Source organism: Promicromonospora sp. NPDC052451 (assembly GCF_044547525.1).
Lineage (GTDB): Bacteria > Actinomycetota > Actinomycetes > Actinomycetales > Cellulomonadaceae > Promicromonospora.
The window spans coordinates 38,071-58,253 of sequence record NZ_JBIUAP010000020.1; the positions used below are offsets into that span (position 1 = coordinate 38,071).

Here is a 20,183-nt window from a genome sequence, read left to right on the forward strand (position 1 = left end):
CGGGCAGAGCAGTACGTTTCCCCCATGAGCAGTGACAGCGACGCCCCGGCGACCGAGGGTGGCGAGAAGACCGAGCGGATGGACCGCCTGCGGGCTCTGTTGACCAAGCCCATCAAGATTCCCGAGTCGGCGTCCAGCGACACCGACGACGCCGACTACGCCGCCGCCGTGGCAGCCGCCGCACCGCCCGAGAGGGAGCCCCAGGGGGAACGGACTCAGATGACATCGCAGACGCCGAAGGGCGGCAAGGGACCCAAGGCCCCCGTCGAGACCCCGCCGGCCGTCAAGGCCGCCGCCGAGGCGCTCGACCGCCTGACCGACGAGGAGAAGGAGGCCGTGGTCGACGGGGCCTCCGGCCGGCCGAACCGGTCGCGGCGCACGTGGGCGGACGCGTACCTCACCAAGCCCGACAAGCCCCTGACGCCCGAGGAGGTGCGCGCCGAGCTGACGGTCTCCCTCAAGGAGCAGGGCACGGAGCTGCGCGAGCTGATCGTCAAGGAGGTGACGGCCCGCCAGAAGGAGCAGGCGGAGACGCTCACCGCGGCGCAGACCAAGGCTCTGGACGAGGCAGCCACGCGAACGCTCGAGCAGGCGCAGGAGCACGCGACGAGCGCCGCCGAGCGGGCTGCGGCCACGGCCGCCGAGGAGGCGACGCGCCTGCGTGAGCGTGTCGACGCGCTGACGACGACCGCCGACACGCTGCGGACCGACCTCGACGCCGCACGCGCCGCGGCGGCCACGGCCCAGAGCGCAGCAGACTCGGCCGCGTCCGCTGCGGCCGCGGCGGGTCAGACCGCGGACGCGGCGACGAAGAAGGCCGCGACAGCCACGACGTTCGCCTGGGTCGGTGTCGCGCTCGCCGTGGTGGCCGCCGTGCTCGCCGTGGTGCTGTGACCCGGTGCGCTCCTCAGCGCGGGTCGTCCAGGTCGGTGCCGGCGCGCAGCACGAAGCGCCGGTGCCGGCGTGCGGCGCGCCGGTGCCCCGCGTGGTACAGCGGCGACTCCCCGACCGGGGCGTAGGTGACGCGAGGGCCGGCGAACAGCTCGTCGAGGAGTGCGCCGAACGCCGCGTCGACGGGTGAGCCGGTGCCCTGGCCGGGCTCGTGACCTGCCGATGATTCGTACATGTGTTCGAGTCTAGTCGCCGCCCTCCCTGGAGTCCACCTATGCGCTGGCCTTTCCCGGGCCGCCGTCGTTACCGTCGGCGCATGATCCTCAGCCATGACACCGCGGGCTCCGGGCCCGCGGTCCTGCTCCTGCACGCCGGCGTCGCCGACTCCCGGATGTGGGAGCCGCAGCGGGCCCCGCTCGCCCGGGAGCACCGGGTGATCCGGTGCGACCTGCGCGGTTACGGCGACACCCCGCTGACCAGCGAGCCGTTCGACAACGCGGGTGACGTCCGGGCCCTGCTCGACTCGCTCGACGTCGACCGCTTGGCGGTCGTCGGCGCCTCCTCCGGCGGCAACGTCGCGCTCCAGCTGGCGTCGGCCTGGCCGGGGCTCGTCTCGGACCTCGTGCTCGTCAACTCCGCCTTCGCCCTGCCGGCCACGCGCTCGCTGCAGCGGTTCGCCCGCCGCGAGGACGCCCTCCTGGAGGCCGGCGACGTCGCCGGCGCCACCGAGCTCAACGTCGCCACCTGGCTGGGGCCCGAGGCGGACGACGACGCCCACGAGCTGCTGCGCACCATGCAGCGGCACGCGTTCGAGGTTCAGCTCGGCGCGGGCGACGACATCCACCAGAACCCCGGCCCCGAGATCGACCTGAGCGCGATCACGGCACGCACGCTGGTCGTGTCGGGCGGCCAGGACCTCGACCACTTCCGCGCGGTGGCGAACCACCTGGCCGGGCACATCCAGGGTGCCCGGCACGTGCAGCTCGGCTGGGCGGGTCACCTGCCCAACCTGGAGCGCCCCGACGAGATGACGACCCTCCTGGCGGACTTCCTGGCCGGCGGGCCGGGCGAGGACGACGCGCCGGAGCGCTAGCCCGTCACGTCGCGCGCGGCACGCAGGTAGCCGCGCGTGACCCGGTCCTGCACCCCGCGCGCGGCCCAGGGCAGGATCCTCGAACCCCAGAAGTCGTGCCGCGCCACCGCGTGGATCTCGAAGACGACGCCGTCACCGTCGCGCCGCACACGGAACCTCTCGACCCCCGTCTCGGGGTGGCGCGGCAGCGTCGCGTAGGTGAAGCCGGCCTCGTCGGGCCCGCGCACCACGTCGAGGACCCGGCACGGGGCCGCGAACCACAGCGGGCCCACCTGCACGCCCTGCACCACCGTGGCCCCCGGCTCCGCGGGACCGGTGGGGGCGATGGCGAGGCCCGCGCCCCGGTGCACGCGCCAGGTGAACAGCGCGTCGGCGACGGCGGCGAGCTCGGTGCCGGGGCGCACCACCACCCGTTCCCGCAGCACCCGCGCCCGCGGCGGCGGGGCGTCCAGCCAGCCGGCCTCGGCCTTCGGGCGTTCGGTGACGGCGCGCGCGAGGACCCGCGCGAGGTCGGGCCGGGTGAGCTGCACACCGGTACCGTACCGGCCGGGGCCCGGCCGCCCGTGGTCCGGCCCGTGTGCCGACCCGTGTGCCGACCCGTGTACGTTTCTCCCCCATGGCGACCGAACACGACCCGAGCGCGCCCGACGCCCCGAGCCCGTCCAGCGGAGTTCCCCGGCACGCCTCCGCCAGGGAGCGCAAGGCCCGCGGCATCAAGCCGTTCCTGTCGGACCTCAGGGCCGAGGTGCGCAGCCAGCTCACCCGTGCCGAGACTCCCGCCCCGGACCACCCGCAGGACCGCGCAGCCGACGCCGCCCCGGCCGCGCCGTTCCCCGCCGCGCCCCGGCAGCCCGCTCCCCCGGCCGACGCCGCCACCCTCGCCGCTGCCGCGCTGGCGACCGCGGACCACGCGGGAGCCACGGCGGCGGCCGCCGGCGCGGAGGCCGCCGCCGCGCGGGACGAGGCCGCCACGGCGCGGGCGGCCGCGGACCGTGCCGAGTCGCGCCTCGGGGTGGTGCAGGACGAGGTCGCGGCAGCCCACCAGGAGCTCGCCGCAGAGCTCGGCGCGCTGCGCGCGGGGCACGCGGCACTGGGTGCGGAGCTCGGGGCGCTGCGGGCCGAGCTCGGTACGGTCCGGGAGCGCGCGCGGCGGCACGCCCTGATCGCTTGGGCGGGCGCGGGGGTCGCGGCCGTCCTCGCAGTGGTCGCGCTGGTCGTCGGGCTCTGACGGCTCTCGAGATCCTCGCGATCACCGCTGACGGGCGGGGCGGTGCTCCTCGAAGCGCACCGGGAGCTCCCGGGGCACCGAGGACCACAGCGTCCCCGTCGCGGCCAGCGTCCGGGCCGGCACGGTGAGCGCCACGCCACCCAGGCGGCGCAGCGCCTCCGAGACGGCCACCTGCGCGATCACGGTCGCGGGCCGTCGCGCCGGGCAGGCGTGCGGCCCGGCGCCCCACGTGAGGTAGGAGAGGTTCCCGGTCTCGAGCCAGATGTCGTCACCCGCGGCCCGCGACTCGGCGCTCGCGGCCAGGATGCCCGGCACCACCGCGTCGCCGGCGGCGATCCTGCGTCCGCCGAGCGTCGTGTCCGCCAGTGCGAACCGGGGTCCGGCGTTGGGCGCCGGGGGCGTCGAGCCGAGCACCTGGGTCAGGGTGTCGGACGCCGAGAGCAGCCCGCCCGAGCGTCCGTCGAACCGCCGGTCGGTGAGCCGCAGCCGCAGCGCGTGCGTGATCCACGCGACCTCGTACTGGCTGCCCAGGATGAGCGTCGCCGACACGGCGCTCTGCACGTCCACGTCGGTGGGCGCGCTCGGGTGCCGCAGCATGGCCGAGACCAGGTCGTCCGACGGCGCCGCGCGACGGCTCTCGATCAGCTCCACGATGAGCGCCCGCTGCGCGTCCAGCGCCTCGCGGCCGGCCGCGCCCTGCGCCTGGAACACGCGCTGCGCGTGCCCGAGCATCGCGCGCGCCTGGTCGGCGTCCAGCCCGAACATCGTCGACATGACCAGCAGCGGCACGGCCCGCGCGTACTCGCTCACGAGGTCGGCCTCACCCTTGGCGAGCACGCGGTCCAGCGCGCGCCGGCACCACTGCTCGGTGATGCCGGCCAGGTGGTGCTCGTCGACGCTCTCGAACGCGTCGTCCACGAGGCGGCGCAGGTGGCGGTGGCGCACGCCGTCCACGTAGTAGATGCCGTCGCGGGGCGCGAGCACCCCGCCCACGCCGCTGCCCGGGGTGACCGTGCCGTCCTGCAGGAGGCCCCAGTTGCGCGAGTCGCGCGAGAACAGGCCCTCGTTGCGCAGCACCGTCACGAGCTCCCGGTGGCCCAGCACGAGCCACGCCGGCACGCCGGGCTCCAGCAGCACCGGCGCGACGTTGCCCCACCGGCCCCGCAGCCGTTCGTAGACCTGGGCGGGATCAGCGCTCGTGGTGGTCTCGATGAGCGGGGTCAGGTCCGTCAGGTCGACCAGGCGCTCCGACCGGGTGGTCGTCGTGGCTGTCATGGCTCCCCGGGTTCCGGGCGCACCAAAGGCGCGCACTGCGTTGTTTAGCCGGAATGTACCTCACGTCCGATGCAACGTCATGCATCCCTCCGGGCGGATGGTCACCCGTTCGCCATGCCACGGTCAACCCATGGCAACGCGCCGGGTGGAGTGTTCGGTCCGGCACGTCGCACGCAGCCATCTCGCACATCCGGCACATCGACATCCGGCACCGACATCCGGCACAACGACGGGACGAGGACGACATGAACAGACCCGCACGAACAGCAGCACGGACAGCAGCACGCACCGCCGCGGCGGGCGTGACGGGCGTGGCGCTCGTGCTCGGCGCCGCGGCGGCGAGCACGGCCGCCGCGGCGCCGGGCACGAGCACCGCACCCGCCGCGGTGACGGCGAGCGCGGCCGACGTCGCGCAGCGCTGGGCGCCGATCCACTACCAGGACGTGGACCAGACCGGGACGAACGCCCTGGGCGGCCGCTCGGACTACATCGCTGCCTACGACTTCGACGGCGACGTGGACGCGCGCAACAACTGGGAGAACACCGGCAGCCACCCGCTGGCGGCCACCGCGTACTACTCGGTGCTGGAGACGGGTACGCACTGGTTCGTCACCTACATGTTCTTCCACCCGCGGGACTGGTCCGACTCGATCTTCGACACGGAGCACGAGAACGACGCCGAGGGCGTCATGGTGGCGGTCCAGAAGGACGGCTCGGCGTACGGGGTGCTGCGCGGCGCCGTCACCGTGGCACACAGCGACTTCTACTCGTACACGCCGTCGGGCAGCACGTGGGGCGCCGGGGCGGAGACCGTCGACGGCACCCTCCAGATGGCGACCAGCCCGCACGACGGGCTGGCCCACCCGGTCACCGCGCAGGAGGCCAAGGGGCACGGCCTCAAGGCCCGGCCGGGCTACGACATCCGGGGCGACGGCGTCGTCTACTACCCGGCGGGCCGCGCCGAGGTGCCCGAGCACCCGGACGACAGGGACGTGTCCTACCGCCTCGTTGACGTGCACGCGGCGGGTGGGCTGTGGGCGCTGCGCGCCGACAGCCGGCTCTTCGCGAGCCACGGCACGTTCGCGGGCGACGCCTCGGGCAGCTGCGGCGACGGCGGGATCTCGTGCACGCAGAACTCCGCGAACGCGCCCTGGGGCTGGGACGACGGGAACGACGGCCCCGGCCGGGGCGCCCTGGCGACCGATCCGGCGGGCCTGGCGGCGAACTACTTCCGTGTGCCGGAGCCGCTGGACCGGACGTACGTGAGCTACCCGTTCTGACCATCCTCACCTTCATGTTGAGGTTGAAGGTTGGCCGAGGTTCACGCTGAGGTCGAGGGTGAGGGCGCCGCATGCCTACCGGGTGGTAGTTTCTGAACAGCTACCACCCGGTAGGTTTACGCCCGCACCAGCCCGGGCCCGTCCCGGCAGAGGGAGCGCCATGACCGACACACCCACCGTCCCTCCGACCGGCCGCGCGTTCGACGTCGAGCACGTGCTCGCCGGGCTCACGCTCGAGGAGAAGGCGTCGCTCCTGTCGGGCCTGGACTTCTGGACGACGCAGCCCGTCGACCGCCCGGAGGTGGCCGTACCCGGCGTCATGGTCACCGACGGCCCGCACGGGCTGCGCAAGCAGGCGGACTCCCCCGACCACCTCGGGCTCGGCACCTCGGTACCCGCCACCTGCTTCCCCACCGCCGCGACGCTCGGCTCCACCTGGGACCCGGACCTGCTGCGCCGGATCGGCGCTGCGCTGGGCCGCGAGACGCGCGCGAACGACGTCGCCGTGCTGCTCGGCCCGGGGATCAACATCAAGCGCTCGCCCCTGAACGGGCGCAACTTCGAGTACCTCTCGGAGGACCCGGTGATCTCGGGCGAGCTGGGCACCGCACTGGTCGAGGGCGTCCAGTCCCAGGGGGTCGGCACGTCGCTGAAGCACTTCGCCGCCAACAACCAGGAGGCCGACCGCATGCGCGTCTCGGCCGACGTCGACGAGCGCACCCTGCGCGAGATCTACCTGCCCGGGTTCGAGCGCGTCGTCAAGCGGGCGCAGCCGTGGACCGTCATGTGCTCGTACAACAGGATCAACGGCGTCTACGCCTCGCAGAACCACTGGCTGCTGACCGAGGTGCTGCGCGACGAGTGGGGCTTCGAGGGGCTCGTGGTGTCCGACTGGGGTGCGGTGCGCGACCGGGTCGCGGCCGTCGCCGCCGGGCTCGACCTGGAGATGCCCGCCAGCGGCGGGCGCCGGGACGCCGAGGTGGTCGCCGCGGTGCGTGAGGGCCGCCTGGCGCAGGACGTGGTCGACGTCGCCGCACGGCGCGTGCTGCGGATGGTCGCCCGGGCCCTGCCCGCGCTGGACGCCCCGGGCACGTACGACGCGGACGCCCACCACGCCCTGGCCCGCGAGGCCGCCGCGGCAGGGACGGTGCTGCTGAAGAACGACGTCGTGCCCGGCCCGGCCGGCGCCCACGGCGCACCGCTGCTGCCGCTGGCCACGCCCGCCGACGTCGCCGTCGTGGGCGAGCTGGCGCGGACGCCGCGCTACCAGGGCGCCGGTTCCTCGCAGGTCAACCCGACCCGGCTGGACGACGCCCTGTCCGCGCTGCGGGCGGCGACCGGCGCGGACGTGCCGTTCGCCGCCGGCTACACGGTCGACGGCGCCGACCTCGGCTCGGGGACCGACGAGGCCGCGCTGCGCGCGCAGGCCGTGGAGGTCGCGCGGGACGCCGGCACGGTGCTGGTGTTCCTCGGCCTGCCCGCGTCCTACGAGTCGGAGGGCTTCGACCGCACGCACCTCGACCTGCCCGCGGGCCAGGTCGCGCTGCTGGAGGCCGTGTCCGCCGTCAACCCGCGGGTCGTGGTGGTGCTCGCGAACGGATCGGCCGTCGCGGTGGCGCCCTGGCAGCACCTCGCGCCGGGGCTGGTCGAGGGCTGGCTCGGCGGCCAGGCGGGCGGCTCCGGCGTCGTCGACGTGCTGCTCGGCGCCGTGAACCCGGCCGGGCGCCTGGCCGAGACGCTGCCGCTGCGCCTGGCGGACACCCCGTCGTACGGCAACTTCCCGGGCGAGCTCGGGCACGTCCGCTACGGCGAGGGCGTCCTGGTGGGCTATCGCTGGTACGACGCGCGGCAGGCCGACGTCGCCTACCCGTTCGGGCACGGGCTGTCCTACACGACGTTCGCGTACGACGGCGTAGCGGCCGAGGTGCTGCGGCCCGCCACGGCCGACGCCGACGCCGTCGTCCGCGTGCGGGCTCGGGTCACCAACACCGGCGGACGCGCGGGGGCCGAGGTCGTGCAGGTGTACGTCGGCGACCCGGCCGCCCAGGTGCTGCGCCCGGAGCGCGAGCTCAAGGCGTTCGCCAAGGTCGACCTCGCCGCGGGCGAGTCCCGCGAGCTGGTCTTCGACCTCTCGGGGCGGGACCTGGCGTACTGGCACCCGGTGCTGCGCCGCTGGGTGGTCGAGGGCGGCGAGTTCGTGGTGTCGGTCGGCGCGTCCTCGCGCGACCTGCGCGGGGCGGTCACGGTGCAGGTCGACGGCGAGGACGTGCGCCTTCCCCTGGGGCCCCTGTCCACCGTGGCCGAGGCGATGACGCACCCCGTCGTCGGGCCGCGCGTCGAGGCGATGGTGCACGGCGGCGGCGTGGCCGAGGACATGCTCGGGATGATCGGCGACATGCCGCTGACCGTCGTGGCTGACTTCGGCATGGGCGGGTTCGACCAGGGCGCGCTCGCTGCGCTCCTGGCGGAGGCCGACGGCTGAGCCGTGCTCGGAGCGGGATCCCGGAGCGACCTCCTGGCGCAGCGTCTCAGCGCAGGATCAGGTCCAGGTAGCCGCGCAGGTCGGCGGCCATGTCGACCCGCTCGGCGCCGGGTCGCTCCAGGGACAGCAGCCACTGGACCTGCAGCCCGTCCATGAGCGCCACCACGGTGCGCGCCGCCTGGTCCGGGTCCACCCCGGGAGCGAGGCCGCCGCGCGCGGCCCGCTCCCGCAGGTGCCGCGACTGCTCCCGGAGGACGCGCGCGTACCGCCGCTGGAAGTACTCGTGGGCGGGGTGGTCGGGCGAGGTCGCCTCGGTGGCCAGGCCCGCGAACAGCTCGACGAGCGGGCGCCGCAACCGGTTGCGCTCCACCACGTGCAGCAGCGCCTCGAAGTAGTCGGTACCGCGCTCGACGTCCTGGGCGAACAGCTCCTCGTCGACGGCGTCGCGGTACTCCAGCACCGCCTCCAGCAGCGCGACCTTGGTCGGGAAGTGGTGCAGCAGCCCGGGGTGGGAGATGCCCACGCGGGCCGCGATGTCCCGCAGGGACGCGCCGTGGAACCCGACGTCGGCGAACACGAGGATCGCGGTGCGGATGATCTCCTGCTGCGTGGCCCGGCCGCGGGCGTACCGGCCGCGTGCGGCGCCCGGCGCGCCCCCGGCGGCGTCGGCACTGGTCTGGGCGCTGACGGACATGCCACCAAACTACCCCGGCCGGTGCCGGCCGGGACGTCAGGCCAGGCGGGCCGACAGCGTCAGCTCCTGGCCGACGTCGAGCCGGACGTCCGCGAGGCGGACACCCTCGGGCAGCTGCGCACCCAGGTCGATGTCCTTGCTGGTGGCGGCCTCCACCCGGCCCCTGACGGTGCCCAGCAGGGCCGCCACCAGCGGGTTGCCGCTCGCCAGCTGCACGTCCCGTACCGCGAGCACCATGTCGGCACTCACGCTGACGGAGGCCGTCGCCTGCACCCGCGCGGAGAGGAACACGCCCTTCTTGACCGCCGCGTCGATGCGCACCGTCGCCGCGCGCGGCCCGGCCGAGACCAGGTCGACGTCGAGCGCGGTGAGGGTGACGCCCTGCTGCAGGAGCACGACCGCCAGGATGCCCCGTGCCGTGGCGACCAGGCCGTCCTTGTCGACCGAGACGCGGGCGTGCCCGGAGACGGGGTGCGCGCCCGAGGGTTCGACCAGCTGGGCACCGACGCGGCCGTCGGCACCTTCGACCCAGTCGAAGCGCAACCCCTCGAGCTCCGCGGTGACGTCGACCGGCAGGTCGACCACCACGAGCCGGTGGGCGTCCACCCGGACGCGGCGCAGGGTCGCCGACTCGCGCCGGACCACGTCGGGCTGCCAGCGCGGGGCCTCCGGTCCGGCGGCGCCACCGGCCGCCTGCGGCGCGTCGAGCCGCACGACCACACCCGTGAGGTCGATGTCCGCCGACGCGACGTCCGCACCGTCGAGCTCCGCCGTGATCGACGCCCGCTCCAGCCCCACGACACGGCCGCCCAGCTCGGCCGCGAGCGCGGCACGGATGCGGGCAGCCAGGTCGGCACCGTCGGCCGGACGGGGTGCCGAGCCGAGCGGCACCAGGTCCGGCACGGGGACCGGCACAGCGGCCGACGCGGGGTCCGGCACGGGGGCCGGCACCGGGTCGGGCGTCGTCGGCAGGGCAGAGGCGGGACGGGCGGCGTCGGTCATGGACGCGACACTATCCGCCGCCACCGACAGGCGCCGAGCCGCGCCGCCCGCCGCCCGGGCCCCGGCCTTCGCTCAGACTCTGCCTCCGCTCAGACCCGGCCTTCGCTCAGACCCTGTCTCCGCTCAGACCCGCCCGGCGTTGAGACGCCGCTGGAGGGCCATGACCGCCCGGGAGTCGCGGGAGATGACGCCGTCGGCCGGGGTGCCCAGGTAGGTCTGGAGGGCGCGGATGGTCTGCGGTCCGATCTTGCCGTCCCGCTGCCCAGCGGGCATGCCGACCCGGGCCTGGAGGGCGGCGATCACGCGGGAGCCCTGTGCGTCGGACACCCACCGCCAGCCGGTGGTCAGGCCCGGGTTCCGGTCCCGCCAGACGATGCTCTGGGACGAGACGACGCCGTCCGCGGTGGTACCGAGCTCCTGCTGCAGGCGCCGGGTCGTGGCCGAGCCCCACGCCCCGTCGACGACGAGACCGCCGGGCTCGCCCGGGCTGGGCGGGGTGGAGCCCTCCCCCGCGCGGATGTCGTCGAGGCGGGCGTAGACGTACCGGCCGGGGCAGGCCGTGGCCTTGACGTCGCGGTGCCCGTACAGCGGCGCGCCCTGGGTCCACCAGCGGCCCTTGCCCTCGCCGTAGATGGCGGCCGCGGTGGAGATCTGCGCCGCCGTCGGGCGGCTGGTCTCGTAGTTGCCCGCGAGGCAGATGGAGCGTGCGGTGCTGTTCCACCCGCCGGTGTGGGTGCCGCGGCGGTTCCAGCTCACCCCCTGGTAGGCCCGGCCGGACGGGAAGACGATCACGTTGTACGAGATGCCGGTGCCGAACCGCGACTGGCCCACGCTCTCCAGCGCGCGCATCTGCTCCGCCTCCGCGGCGACGCTCGCGTCCGGGGACAGCTGCGCCGTGACGGAGTGGTGCACGAACACCTCGACGGCGGGGCCGGTCAGCGTCAGGTCACCGTCGGGGTACCGGGCGCCCCACGAGGCGCGCGACGCGATGCTCACGGCGGCCAGGGGCGTCGCCGCCGGTTCCGGCCCGGGTGCGGCCTGCGGCGTCGCGGTCGGCTCGACGTCGTCGTCGGTCACGAGAATCTCCCCCGCGGGCTCGTCGTCCGTGCCGAGCACCTCCAGCACGGTCCCTTTGTCGTCCCTGATCTCGTAGAACTCAGACATGGCGCCCCCAAACTCCATATATGTCCTAGATGTCTGCCATCGGCCCATGTCTACCACCGGGTGAAGTGCAAGGCGACCCCCCACTTGTAGGGTTGCGGGCGTGATCCGCATCGACGCAGACTCCCCCGTCCCGCCGTTCGAGCAGGTGCGCACCGCGCTCGCCCAGCAGATGGCGGACCGGACGCTGCCCGTCGGCACCCGCCTGCCCACGGTCCGGGCGCTCGCGGCCGACCTCGGCATCGCGGTCAACACCGTGGCCCGTGCCTACCGGGAGCTGGAGGCGGCCGGTCTCGTCGAGACCCGGGGCCGTGCGGGCACCTTCGTCAGCGCCGCCGGGGACCAGCGGCTCGCCCTGGCCCAGGAGGCGGCCGGCCGGTACGCCGCCACGGTACGGGCTCTCGGGATCGGCCGGGCGGAGGCGCTGGAGATCGCGTCGGCGGCGCTGGGGTAGCTCGTGGCCGCCGGCTGCCGGCTCACTGACAGACGCCGTTGCACCTCACGGTCCAGAGCGGGCCGCAGCCGGACTCCGTGCAGTCCGAGCACAGCGAGCACGGACAGCTGATGCAACCCTGGCAGTCCCAGCAGAAGAAGTTGTCGAAGATGTTGCAGTCGCACTCGGCCGCCTGCCCCTGCTGCACCGGGCCGAGCGTGGCCAGCAGCGCCCGCGCCTCGTCCGTGCCGAACGCCGCGACGGCGTCCTCGGACAGGCCCTCCAGCCGCGCGTCGATGCCGGCGTCGGTCGAGCGGTTCGCCAGGAGCGACTCGTCCCGTGCGGCCCCGATCGCCCGGTCGACCACCGCCGCGCGGTCCGCGGACAGGCCGGGGTGCGCGGCACGGTAACCCTGGAGGTGCTCGACCCAGAGGCGGCTGCGGGTACTGGTCGGCGACGCCGCGTAGATCGCCTTGCGGTACCGGATGTCGTGGGCGGCGAACGCCGTGTAGTCCTGGGGCAGCCGGTCCCGGTTCGCCTGCACCCACTGCCTGGCCGGGCTGAGGGGCGCTGCCGCCGCCTGCGTCGCGCCACCCAGCGCGAAGCCCACCGCACCGAGCGCGACCAGGCGCAGGAACTGCCCGCGCCCCAGACCCGCCCCCGCCTCCGGGCCGTCGGCCCCCTTGCGGAGCGCACCGAGGGCGCCGAGCAGGCGCAGGGTCCGTCGTGCGCCGAGCCGCGCCGCCGTCCGGACGGCCATGACCGGCCCCGTCCAGGCACTGACCGCCCCGTCGCCGGTCACCCGGACGAGGGTCGGCGTGTGCGGCGGCTCGTCGCCCAGGACGCGCTCGCGCCATGCCCTGACGTCCGGATCCTCGAGCGGCCTGATGTCGATCCGGCCGTCACCGGACCGTTCCACCTGTTCGGCCAGCCGACGGCACTGGCAGCACGATCCGTCGAACGCAAGGATCCATCGCGTCGCTCGCATGAGCTCTCCCCCTCGGAGCCAGGGCCCCGCGCCCCGGGCGTGGGCATCACCCTAGGAGCGGCGAGCCTGGCCAGGTACGACATTCGCTCCTGCCCGAAACCACCACGCCGGCGGTACACCCGTCGACGCAGCATCGCGTCGGCGGCGCCCGGGCAGGCGGGCTAGGTGAGCACGCGCACCGGGCTGCCCGCCGCCCACGCCGCGACGTCCTCGACGGCCTGCCGGTAGAACGTGGTGTAGGTGTCCTCCGTGACGTAGCCCAGGTGCGGCGTCAGCACCGTGCGCGGCGCGGACCGCAGCGGGTGGTCAGCGGGCAGCGGCTCCGTGTCGTACACGTCCAGGCCCGCGCCGCCGATCCGGCCGGCGTGCAACGCCTCCAGCAGCGCCTCGGTGTCGACCAGGGGGCCGCGCGAGGTGTTCACCAGGATCGCCGTCGGGCGCATGCGCGCGATCTGGGCGCGGCCCACGATCCCCGCGCTGCGCTCGCTGAGCTTGTAGTGCACCGTGACGACGTCGGCGGTGGCGAACAGCTCGTCCTTCGGCACGGCCCGCGCGCCCGCCGCGGCAGCGACCGCCGGGTCCAGGCTGGTGCTCCAGGCGATCACGTCCATGCCGAACGCCGCCCCGATGCGCGCGACCTGCGCACCGAGCCGCCCCAGGCCGACGACGCCGAGCGTGCGCCCTGCCAGGTCCGTGCCGATCGTGTGCTGCCAGCCGCCCGCACGCAGGCGCGCATCCTCCTGCGGCACGTGGCGCGCGACGGCCAGGATCAGCGCCCAGGTCAGCTCCGGCGTGGCCGACGACGGCGACTCCGTACCGCACACCACCACGCCACGGTCGCGGGCGGCGGCCAGGTCGATCGACGCGTTCGCCGGACCCGTCGTGACCAGCAGCCGGAGATCGGGCAGCAGGTCCAGGACCGCGGCCGGGAACGGCGTCCGCTCGCGCATCGCGACGACGACGTCGCACCCGGCCAGGGCCGCCGCGAGCGCCTCCGGGCCGGCCAGGTGCTCGGTGAGGAACCGGACCTCGGCGTCGAGGGAGCCCCAGTCGGCGAGGCGGTGTGCGACGTTCTGGTAGTCGTCGAGGACGGCGATGCGCATGCGACTCACCCTACGGCGACGTGTCGATCCGGCCGGGGTTCGCTCGTCGTGGTCATGAAGGGCGATGACTTCCGCGAGCGCGGGCCGTCGGTATCCCAGGAATGCTGTCGAGGCGAAGGAGAGCATCATGAGCACCACCCACGAGGGCCACGCCCACCACACCGGCGCCATCCCGGAGACCGCGGCCGCCGTCCCGCCGGTCGTCGACCGGGCGGCCTGGCAGGCCGCGCGCGACGAGCTGCTGGTCCGCGAGAAGGCGCACACCCGCGAGGGCGACGCGATCGCCGCCGCGCGACGCCGCCTGCCGATGACCGAGGTGGACGGGGGCGCCGTCGTCGTGGGACCGGACGGACCCACGACGCTGCTCGACCTGTTCGCGGGCCGCGAGGAGCTGATCCTCTACAAGCACATGTGGCACCCGGGCGAGCCGTTCGAGAACCAGTGCGAGGGATGCACGCTCACGTACTGGGCGGTGCAGGACCCGGCCTACCTGACGGCCCGCGGGGTGTCGTTCGCGGTGCTCGCGAAGGCGCCCTGGCCCGAGCTCGCGCCGTTCGTCGAGTTCATGGGCTACCCGAGGCACTGGTACTCGGTGCTCGACACGGACGACGACGTGCTGTCCGGCGGCGACTTCGGCACGTGGCTGTGCTTCCTGCGCCGCGGCGGGCGGACGTTCCTCACCAACAGCGTCACCGGGCGCGGGGCCGAGGCGACGATGCCCGCGCTGGCGCTGCTCGACATGACGGTCCGCGGGCGCAAGGAGGCCTGGCAGGACTACCCCGAGGGGTGGCCGGCCGGGGGTCTGCCGGGCTGGTTCTGGCGGGCCGACGAGAACGGCACGGGGAACAGCTGGTCCGGGGGGCGCCCGACGATCCAGTGGGGCCGTCCGGGCGCGACGCCGGTCGCGGCGGGCGGGGGGCATGTGCACTGAGGGGGTGCGGGAGTGCGGGGGTTGCCGAGGTTTCCGGGGGTTGCGGAGGTTCGGTGCCGGGGGCGCCATGGGCCCTTGCCCGGCTGGTGCGTCGGTATTCGGTCCGGTGGTGGTCGGCGGGTTCGGTCCGGTTCGGTGCTGGGCCGGCGTGCTCGGTCCGGCGGTGGGCCGGCGGCACCCGTGTTCGGTCTGCTGCTCAAACGGCTCACCCCGGTTCGGTCCGTTGCTGGGTCCACGTGCCCCGGGTTCGGTCCTCCGCTGAACCGGCATCCCCGAACTCGGTCCAGTGCTCGACCGGCACACCCCGCTCGGTCCAGCGCTGAGCCCGCCTGCCCCCGGACTCGGTCCTCCGCTCAACCGGCATCCCCGAACTCGGTCCATTGCTGGGCCAGCGTGCCCCGGGTTCGGTCCAGTGCTCGACCAGCACACCCCGGTTCGGTCCGTTGCCTCGAGATCGGTCGATCATTGGACCGATCTCGAGGCAAGCGACCGAACTCCGGATGCGGGGTGCAGCGACCGACCGATCTTGAGACGGTCCGGGTCGGATCGCAGCGCGTTCCCGCACCCGCGCCCGAGCCGGTGCCTGCACCCGCTCCTGCACCCGCTCCTGCACCCGCTCCGGCTCCTGTGCCTGTGGCCTGTGGCCTGTGGCCTGTGGCCTGTGCCTGCACGCTGCCAGTCCCCGGCAGAGCGACCCGGCGCCGTATGCGGTCAGCGGATTCTCGCCGCGTGTCGCACCACGACGGTGCCGGTGCGGTCGCCCGCTCGGCATACTTGCGCCGATGACCATCGCACCGCAGCACCCGGTCCACCACGTCGAGATCCGGCACAACACCGTTCCGCACACGCAGGCACCGCACACGCAGGCACCGCACACGCAGGCACCGCACACGCAGGCACCGCACACGCCGACCCGGCACACACCGGCCCCGCACCCGACCAGCGCCGACCCGGACACCGTCCTGCGCCTGGCCTACCGCGAGGCAGGTGATCCGGCCGCGCCGCCGCTCCTCCTGCTGCATGCTCTCGGCGAGAGCTCGCTGTCGTGGGATCCCCTGCTGGACGACCTTGCGGCACTCGGCCACCGGGTGCTCGCGCCCGACGCACGTGGCCACGGGGACAGCGGCCGGCCCGGGCAGTACTCGTACGAACTGATGACGGCGGACACGCTCGCGTTCTGCGCCGCGCTCGGACTGCACTCCGCGCCCGATCCGGACTCCACGCCCGATCCGGACTTCACGCCCGGGCTGAGCTCCACGCCCGGGCCGGACCTCGCACGCTGGCCAGTCCCCGGCCCGGCCTCCGCACCGGGCGGGCTCGCCGTGGTCGGGCACTCGATGGGTGCGGTGACGGCCAGCCTCGTCACCGCAGCCATGGAGCGCGCCACCAGCCCCGTGGCCGGCACGATCCCGGGTCCTTCCGGCGCACCCGCCCGCGTGACGCGTCTCGTGCTGGAGGACGCCACAGTGCCCCGCCCAGGCGGTGCCCGGTTTGAGCCGTTCGACGAGCCCGGCCACCCGGTGCCGTTCGACTGGCCGCTCGTCAACGCGCTGCGTGCCCAGCGCAGCGACCCGGACCCGGCCTGGTGGGCGGACGCGCTGCGGATCCAGGCGCCGGTGCTGGTGGTCGCGGGCGGGCCGGACAGCAGTGTCGACCAGACGGACCTGGTCCGGTTCGCCGACGAGGTCGCCGACGGTCGGCTGGCAGAGATTCGCGTGGGACACATGGTGCACGACGAGGCCCCGGAGGAGTTCCTCGCCGTGGTCGGCGAGTTCCTGCGGCCCTGAGCGGCACCACCGTCGTCACCCCTGGACGCGCCCCAGGCTCGCGCGCACCCCGGGGTGCAGCATGACGGTCACGCCCACCAGCACGGACAGGATGTGCAGGGCGCGCACGGCCGGGAACAGCGGTGACGTGCCGGCGTCGAACACCGTGGACCAGGAGGCGCCGTCGGCCAGGGCGGCGGCCATCGGGACCAGCATCGAGGCCAGGCCCACGCCACCGAGGCCGAGCAGGAGGGCCCACCACGCCCACCGATGGCCCCGGGCGAGGTACCAGGCGCAGCTCAGCGCGGTGGCGAAGACGGCACCGCGCACCGCGACCTGGACGAGGAGGCCGCTGTCCAGGCCGGTGGTGCCGGCGATCGAGGTGACGGCCAGGATCGCCTCCGCGATCCCCGCCAGCACGGCGAGCGTGAACGCGCCCGCCGCGACCGTGCGGAGCGGGCGGCCTGTGACCGAAGCGTGCGACATGGTGGATTCCATGTATCCATGCTGGTCAGAAGGTCGCCCGCCGACCAGGTGGCTGTCCTCCGTCCCGGCGGTGGGGTTCTCCCGACCCCGTCACGTGGGAGGATGCGAAGGACATGAGTTCCCGCCCCCTGCTCCCCCACCTGCGCCGGATGCTGCATGTGGGACCGTACGGCGGCGAGCTCCCCGTGGCCCTGCGGGCCGCGGCCTCCGTGGCGCTGCCGATGCTGGTGCTCTGGGCCACGGGGCATCTCGACTGGTCGCTGTACGCGACGTTCGGCGCGTTCACCAGCCTGTTCGGACGCACGGTCCCTCTCCGTCCCCGCCTGGTCATGCAGGTTCAGGCGGCTGCCGTGCTGGTCGCGTCGGTGCTGGCCGGCACCCTGCTCGCGGTGCTCGGCGCGGCCGTGCCGGGCACTGCCTGGCTGGTGGTGCCCGTAGCCGCGCTCTGGGCGGTCGTGGTGGCGGTCCTGTCCCACCGGCTGCGCTGGCACCCACCCGGGCCGCTCTTCCCGATCTTCGCGCTCGGGGCCTGCTCCTCCGTGCCGGCCGAGCCCGGCACGCTGGTCGTGGCCCTGGCGGTCGCGGCCGCCGCCGCGGCCTTCGCGCTCGGGCTGACCGCCGTCTGCGCGCCGTTCGAGCGCGGCGGCGCGACCACCGCCGCACCGGCGCCCGCGGCACCCGCAGCGCCCGCGGCCCCGCCCCGGTCGACGCCGCCGCCTCCCGGACCGGCGTGGACCCTGCCGCACTACGTGGTGCGGTACGGCGTCGGTGTGGCTGTCGCCGGCGGGATCGCGACCGCCGTCGGGCACCCGTACTGGGCCATGGTGGCCGCCGTGGTCCCGATGGCCGCGCCCGACGCCGCCGGACGGCTGGTGCGCGCGGCCCAGCGGCTGGCGGGAACGCTGGTCGGGGTGCTGATCGCCTGGGAGTTGCTGGCGGCCGGACCGCCGCCGCTCGTGGTCATCGCTGTGGCCGCGCTGCTCCAGGCGGGCGCCGAGCTCTGGGTGGGCCGCAACTACGCCGTCGCGATGCTGTTCATCACGCCGCTGGCGCTGTCCATGACGCACCTGGCCCACCCCGTGCCGGTGGGTGGTCTCGTCGGCGAGCGCGCGCTGGACACGCTGATCGGCGTGGTGGTGGCCGTGGCGATCACCCTGCTCACCCACGAGCGCCGGCAGGACGCGGCGGACTGAGCGGGTCGGCGGCCGCCGGGTGCGAGACTTGCCCGCATGCGTGACGACGAGTGGGCCGGGCGCCGGGCCGAGGCCGTCCGGGTGCAGGCCGAGCGCCTCCAGGCCCGGCAGGACGCGGAGCACGAGCGGGCCGAGGCCATGCTGCGGCAGTTCACGGCCGCGGCACGGACCGCCGGGCTGCCGGCCGAGGCGCTGCTGGTGCGGGGGTACGGCGGCCGCGGCACGGCGCGCACGCCGCTGCGCGGCTGGTACCTGCGCATGGACCGTAGCGCCGGCCTGAGCACCGACGGGGACTTCTACGTGCTCACCGCGCCCCTCGGCCTGCTCGACCGGGTGCGCGGCCTGCGCCCCGAGCCGAGCCGTCCGCCGCTGACGCTCGGCGCGGGCGGCAAGGACGGCGAGTCCGTGCCGCTGGCCGACGCCCTGGAGCGGCTGCTGCCGGGGTGGCAGACGCGCTGAGCGCCCTCACCCCGCCGACCGCCCCAGCCCTTCCCACCGCCGCCACCCGGCCAGACGCTCCTCGGTGAGCGGCAGCACGGCGTCGGCCGCGAGGTCGCCCACCAGGATCCGCAGCGGTGGCTCGTCGGCGTCCACGACGGCGAGCACCACGCGCGCGACCTCCTCCGGAGTCGACGAACCGGGCGGGTGCCAGGCCGCGGCGCGCAGCGCATCGTAGGCGGGCAGGGGCGTGGCACGCACCGCGGACTCGTCGCGCCACGCGGTGTCCACGGGGCCCGGCTCGACGAGCGTCACGTGCACCCCGAACCCCTCGACCTCCTGGGCCAGCGACTCGGACAGCCCCTCCAGCGCCCACTTGGAGGCGCTGTATCCGCCGAGCCCGGGCCAGGCAGCCACGCCGCTGGAGCTCGACACCTGCACCACGTGGCCCGAGGCCTGCGCCCGCAGCACCGGCAGCGCGGCCTGGGTCACGTGCAGCACGCCGAGCAGGTTCACCTCGAGCTGGTCGCGCAGCTGCGCGGGCGTGATCTCCTCGACGTACCCGAACAGCCCGTAGCCGGCATTGTTCACCACCACGTCGAGGCGCCCGAACCGGTCCGTCGCGGCGCCCACCGCCGCGGCGGCCTGGTCGGCGTCGGTCACGTCCAGCCGCAGCGGCGCGACGGCGTCGCCGTGCTCCGCCACCAGGTCGTCCAGCACGCGCGGGTCCCGCGCCGCGGCCGCGACCCGGTCACCCCGGGCGAGGGCCGCCCTCGTGATCGCGCGGCCGAGCCCCCGTCCGGCTCCCGTCACGAACCAGACCCGCCGCGTCATGGGACGAGGACCACCTTGCCGCCCGCGTGACCGCCGTCGACCAGCTCCTGCCCGCGGGCCGCCTCGGCCAGCGGCAGGACGGCGGCCACCGGGACGGACACCTGGCCGCGGGACACGAGCCCCACGAGCTCCGCCAGGTCGGCGGACGACGGCTCGGACCGCTCGGAGAACTCGACGCCCAGCGCGTGCGCCGCGGGGTCCGTCAGGGTGAGCACCCGGTCGGTGCCGCCGCGCAGCTCGATGCTGTCCGGGAGCACGCCGGCGCCGGAGGTGTCCAGCACCGCGTCCACGACCGGCACGAGGGCCCGCACCCGGTCCACCAGGCCCGGGCCGTAGGTTGTGGGCGTGGCACCGTAGGCCGCGACGCGCTCCTGGTTCGCCGCCGACGCCGTGCCCACCACCCGTACGCCCGCCGCCACGGCGAGCTGCGTCGCGAGCCCGCCGACGCCGCCGCTCGCGCCGTGCACCAGCAGCGTCTCGCCGGACCTCACGCCGAGGATGCGCAGCGCGCGCCGGGCCGTCTCGCCGACCACCGGCAGGGCCGAGGCCTGGACCGGGTCGACGCCGTCGGACACGGCCGCCCACCGGTCCAGGACGGCGAGCTCCGCGGCACCCCGGCTGGTCCACCCCGTGACCCGGTCGCCGACGGCGACCCCGGCGGCGCCGTCGCCCACCTGGTCGACCACCCCGGCCACCTCCAGGCCCGGCACGCCCGGGAGCGCCGTGGTGAACACGGACTCCATGGCGCCCGAGCGGACCTTGCCGTCGAACGCGTTCAGGGGCACGGCCTCGACCCGCACCCGCACCTGGCCCGGTCCGGCCGCAGGCTCCGGGACCTCGCCGACGTGCAGCACCTCGGGGCCGCCGAACCGGTCGAAGACCACTGCTCGCATGGGGTGTTCCTC

Annotated in this window: 21 protein-coding genes; 10 read left to right on the forward strand and 11 right to left on the reverse strand. The window is 75.1% G+C overall.

Annotation, left to right across the window (positions count from 1 at the left end; translation table 11 throughout):
• Nucleotides 1-24 precede the first annotated feature (24 nt).
• The gene (locus ACIG47_RS24935) at nt 25-894 is read left to right on the forward strand and encodes a hypothetical protein (protein WP_397433769.1); all 870 of its coding nucleotides are present in this window, start codon (nt 25-27) and stop codon (nt 892-894) included.
• Between the two features lie 13 nt (nt 895-907).
• Here the strand turns inward: ACIG47_RS24935 and ACIG47_RS24940 are convergent, their stop codons facing one another.
• On the reverse strand, nt 908-1,126 hold the full coding sequence (locus tag ACIG47_RS24940; protein ID WP_397433770.1) for a hypothetical protein: 219 nt from the start codon (nt 1,124-1,126) through the stop codon (nt 908-910).
• A gap of 81 nt (nt 1,127-1,207) precedes the next feature.
• Here ACIG47_RS24940 and ACIG47_RS24945 point away from each other — a divergent pair, with 81 nt between their 5' ends.
• Nucleotides 1,208-1,984 carry an alpha/beta fold hydrolase gene (locus tag ACIG47_RS24945; RefSeq protein WP_397433771.1) on the forward strand — a complete coding sequence of 259 codons (777 nt, stop codon included), beginning with the start codon at nt 1,208-1,210 and terminating at the stop codon, nt 1,982-1,984.
• Here ACIG47_RS24945 and ACIG47_RS24950 read toward each other — a convergent pair.
• On the reverse strand, nt 1,981-2,514 hold the full coding sequence (locus tag ACIG47_RS24950; RefSeq protein ID WP_397433772.1) for a DUF1990 family protein: 534 nt from the start codon (nt 2,512-2,514) through the stop codon (nt 1,981-1,983). The genes ACIG47_RS24945 and ACIG47_RS24950 overlap by 4 nt on opposite strands.
• Before the next feature lie 86 nt (nt 2,515-2,600).
• Between ACIG47_RS24950 and ACIG47_RS24955 the strand changes: the two genes are divergently transcribed.
• A complete protein-coding gene (locus tag ACIG47_RS24955) occupies nt 2,601-3,212 on the forward strand; it encodes a hypothetical protein (RefSeq protein WP_397433773.1) in 612 nt (203 codons plus the stop codon).
• A gap of 21 nt (nt 3,213-3,233) precedes the next feature.
• On the opposite strand, the gene ACIG47_RS24960 is transcribed toward ACIG47_RS24955, so the two are convergent.
• Complete coding sequence (locus ACIG47_RS24960; protein WP_397433774.1) at nt 3,234-4,487, reverse strand: hypothetical protein; 1,254 nt, start codon at nt 4,485-4,487, stop codon at nt 3,234-3,236.
• 245 nt (nt 4,488-4,732) lie between these two features.
• Here ACIG47_RS24960 and ACIG47_RS24965 point away from each other — a divergent pair, with 245 nt between their 5' ends.
• A complete protein-coding gene (locus ACIG47_RS24965; RefSeq protein WP_397433775.1) occupies nt 4,733-5,767 on the forward strand; it encodes a hypothetical protein in 1,035 nt (344 codons plus the stop codon).
• A 160-nt stretch (nt 5,768-5,927) separates the two neighbouring features.
• Nucleotides 5,928-8,249: a glycoside hydrolase family 3 C-terminal domain-containing protein gene (locus tag ACIG47_RS24970; RefSeq protein WP_397433776.1), complete on the forward strand. Its 2,322-nt coding sequence runs from the start codon at nt 5,928-5,930 to the stop codon at nt 8,247-8,249.
• A 46-nt stretch (nt 8,250-8,295) separates the two neighbouring features.
• Here ACIG47_RS24970 and ACIG47_RS24975 read toward each other — a convergent pair whose 3' ends face one another.
• The 3 genes from ACIG47_RS24975 to ACIG47_RS24985 form a co-directional block, all read right to left on the reverse strand.
• Complete coding sequence (locus ACIG47_RS24975) at nt 8,296-8,943, reverse strand: TetR/AcrR family transcriptional regulator (RefSeq protein ID WP_397433777.1); 648 nt, start codon at nt 8,941-8,943, stop codon at nt 8,296-8,298.
• A gap of 36 nt (nt 8,944-8,979) precedes the next feature.
• Nucleotides 8,980-9,945: a hypothetical protein gene (locus ACIG47_RS24980; RefSeq protein WP_397433778.1), complete on the reverse strand. Its 966-nt coding sequence runs from the start codon at nt 9,943-9,945 to the stop codon at nt 8,980-8,982.
• Between the two features lie 123 nt (nt 9,946-10,068).
• Entirely contained in the window at nt 10,069-11,109 is a 1,041-nt protein-coding gene (locus ACIG47_RS24985) for an N-acetylmuramoyl-L-alanine amidase (RefSeq protein ID WP_397433779.1), read from the reverse strand.
• A 100-nt stretch (nt 11,110-11,209) separates the two neighbouring features.
• Here ACIG47_RS24985 and ACIG47_RS24990 point away from each other — a divergent pair, with 100 nt between their 5' ends.
• Entirely contained in the window at nt 11,210-11,560 is a 351-nt protein-coding gene (locus ACIG47_RS24990; protein ID WP_397433780.1) for a GntR family transcriptional regulator, read from the forward strand.
• 22 nt (nt 11,561-11,582) lie between these two features.
• On the opposite strand, the gene ACIG47_RS24995 is transcribed toward ACIG47_RS24990, so the two are convergent.
• Nucleotides 11,583-12,527 (reverse strand): bacteriocin fulvocin C-related protein, encoded by a 945-nt coding sequence (locus ACIG47_RS24995; RefSeq protein WP_397433781.1) that lies wholly within the window; start codon nt 12,525-12,527, stop codon nt 11,583-11,585.
• Nucleotides 12,528-12,688: 161 nt separating this feature from the next.
• Complete coding sequence (locus tag ACIG47_RS25000; protein ID WP_397433782.1) at nt 12,689-13,630, reverse strand: D-2-hydroxyacid dehydrogenase family protein; 942 nt, start codon at nt 13,628-13,630, stop codon at nt 12,689-12,691.
• A gap of 127 nt (nt 13,631-13,757) precedes the next feature.
• Here ACIG47_RS25000 and ACIG47_RS25005 point away from each other — a divergent pair, with 127 nt between their 5' ends.
• Both ACIG47_RS25005 and ACIG47_RS25010 read left to right on the forward strand, forming a co-directional pair.
• Nucleotides 13,758-14,561 carry a DUF899 family protein gene (locus tag ACIG47_RS25005; RefSeq protein ID WP_397433784.1) on the forward strand — a complete coding sequence of 268 codons (804 nt, stop codon included), beginning with the start codon at nt 13,758-13,760 and terminating at the stop codon, nt 14,559-14,561.
• 782 nt (nt 14,562-15,343) lie between these two features.
• Nucleotides 15,344-16,348 (forward strand): alpha/beta fold hydrolase, encoded by a 1,005-nt coding sequence (locus tag ACIG47_RS25010; RefSeq protein WP_397433785.1) that lies wholly within the window; start codon nt 15,344-15,346, stop codon nt 16,346-16,348.
• Between the two features lie 15 nt (nt 16,349-16,363).
• Here ACIG47_RS25010 and ACIG47_RS25015 read toward each other — a convergent pair whose 3' ends face one another.
• Nucleotides 16,364-16,825: a hypothetical protein gene (locus ACIG47_RS25015; RefSeq protein WP_397433786.1), complete on the reverse strand. Its 462-nt coding sequence runs from the start codon at nt 16,823-16,825 to the stop codon at nt 16,364-16,366.
• 101 nt (nt 16,826-16,926) lie between these two features.
• On the opposite strand from ACIG47_RS25015, the gene ACIG47_RS25020 reads away from it, so the two are divergent.
• Nucleotides 16,927-18,006: an FUSC family protein gene (locus ACIG47_RS25020; protein ID WP_397433787.1), complete on the forward strand. Its 1,080-nt coding sequence runs from the start codon at nt 16,927-16,929 to the stop codon at nt 18,004-18,006.
• Between the two features lie 36 nt (nt 18,007-18,042).
• Nucleotides 18,043-18,465 carry a hypothetical protein gene (locus ACIG47_RS25025; protein ID WP_397433788.1) on the forward strand — a complete coding sequence of 141 codons (423 nt, stop codon included), beginning with the start codon at nt 18,043-18,045 and terminating at the stop codon, nt 18,463-18,465.
• 6 nt (nt 18,466-18,471) lie between these two features.
• Here ACIG47_RS25025 and ACIG47_RS25030 read toward each other — a convergent pair whose 3' ends face one another.
• Together ACIG47_RS25030 and ACIG47_RS25035 are read right to left on the reverse strand one after the other, a co-directional pair.
• Nucleotides 18,472-19,278 carry an SDR family NAD(P)-dependent oxidoreductase gene (locus ACIG47_RS25030; protein WP_397433789.1) on the reverse strand — a complete coding sequence of 269 codons (807 nt, stop codon included), beginning with the start codon at nt 19,276-19,278 and terminating at the stop codon, nt 18,472-18,474.
• The gene (locus tag ACIG47_RS25035; protein WP_397433790.1) at nt 19,275-20,171 is read right to left on the reverse strand and encodes an NADP-dependent oxidoreductase; all 897 of its coding nucleotides are present in this window, start codon (nt 20,169-20,171) and stop codon (nt 19,275-19,277) included. The genes ACIG47_RS25030 and ACIG47_RS25035 overlap by 4 nt, the downstream gene beginning before the upstream one ends.
• Between the last annotated feature and the right edge of the window lie 12 nt (nt 20,172-20,183).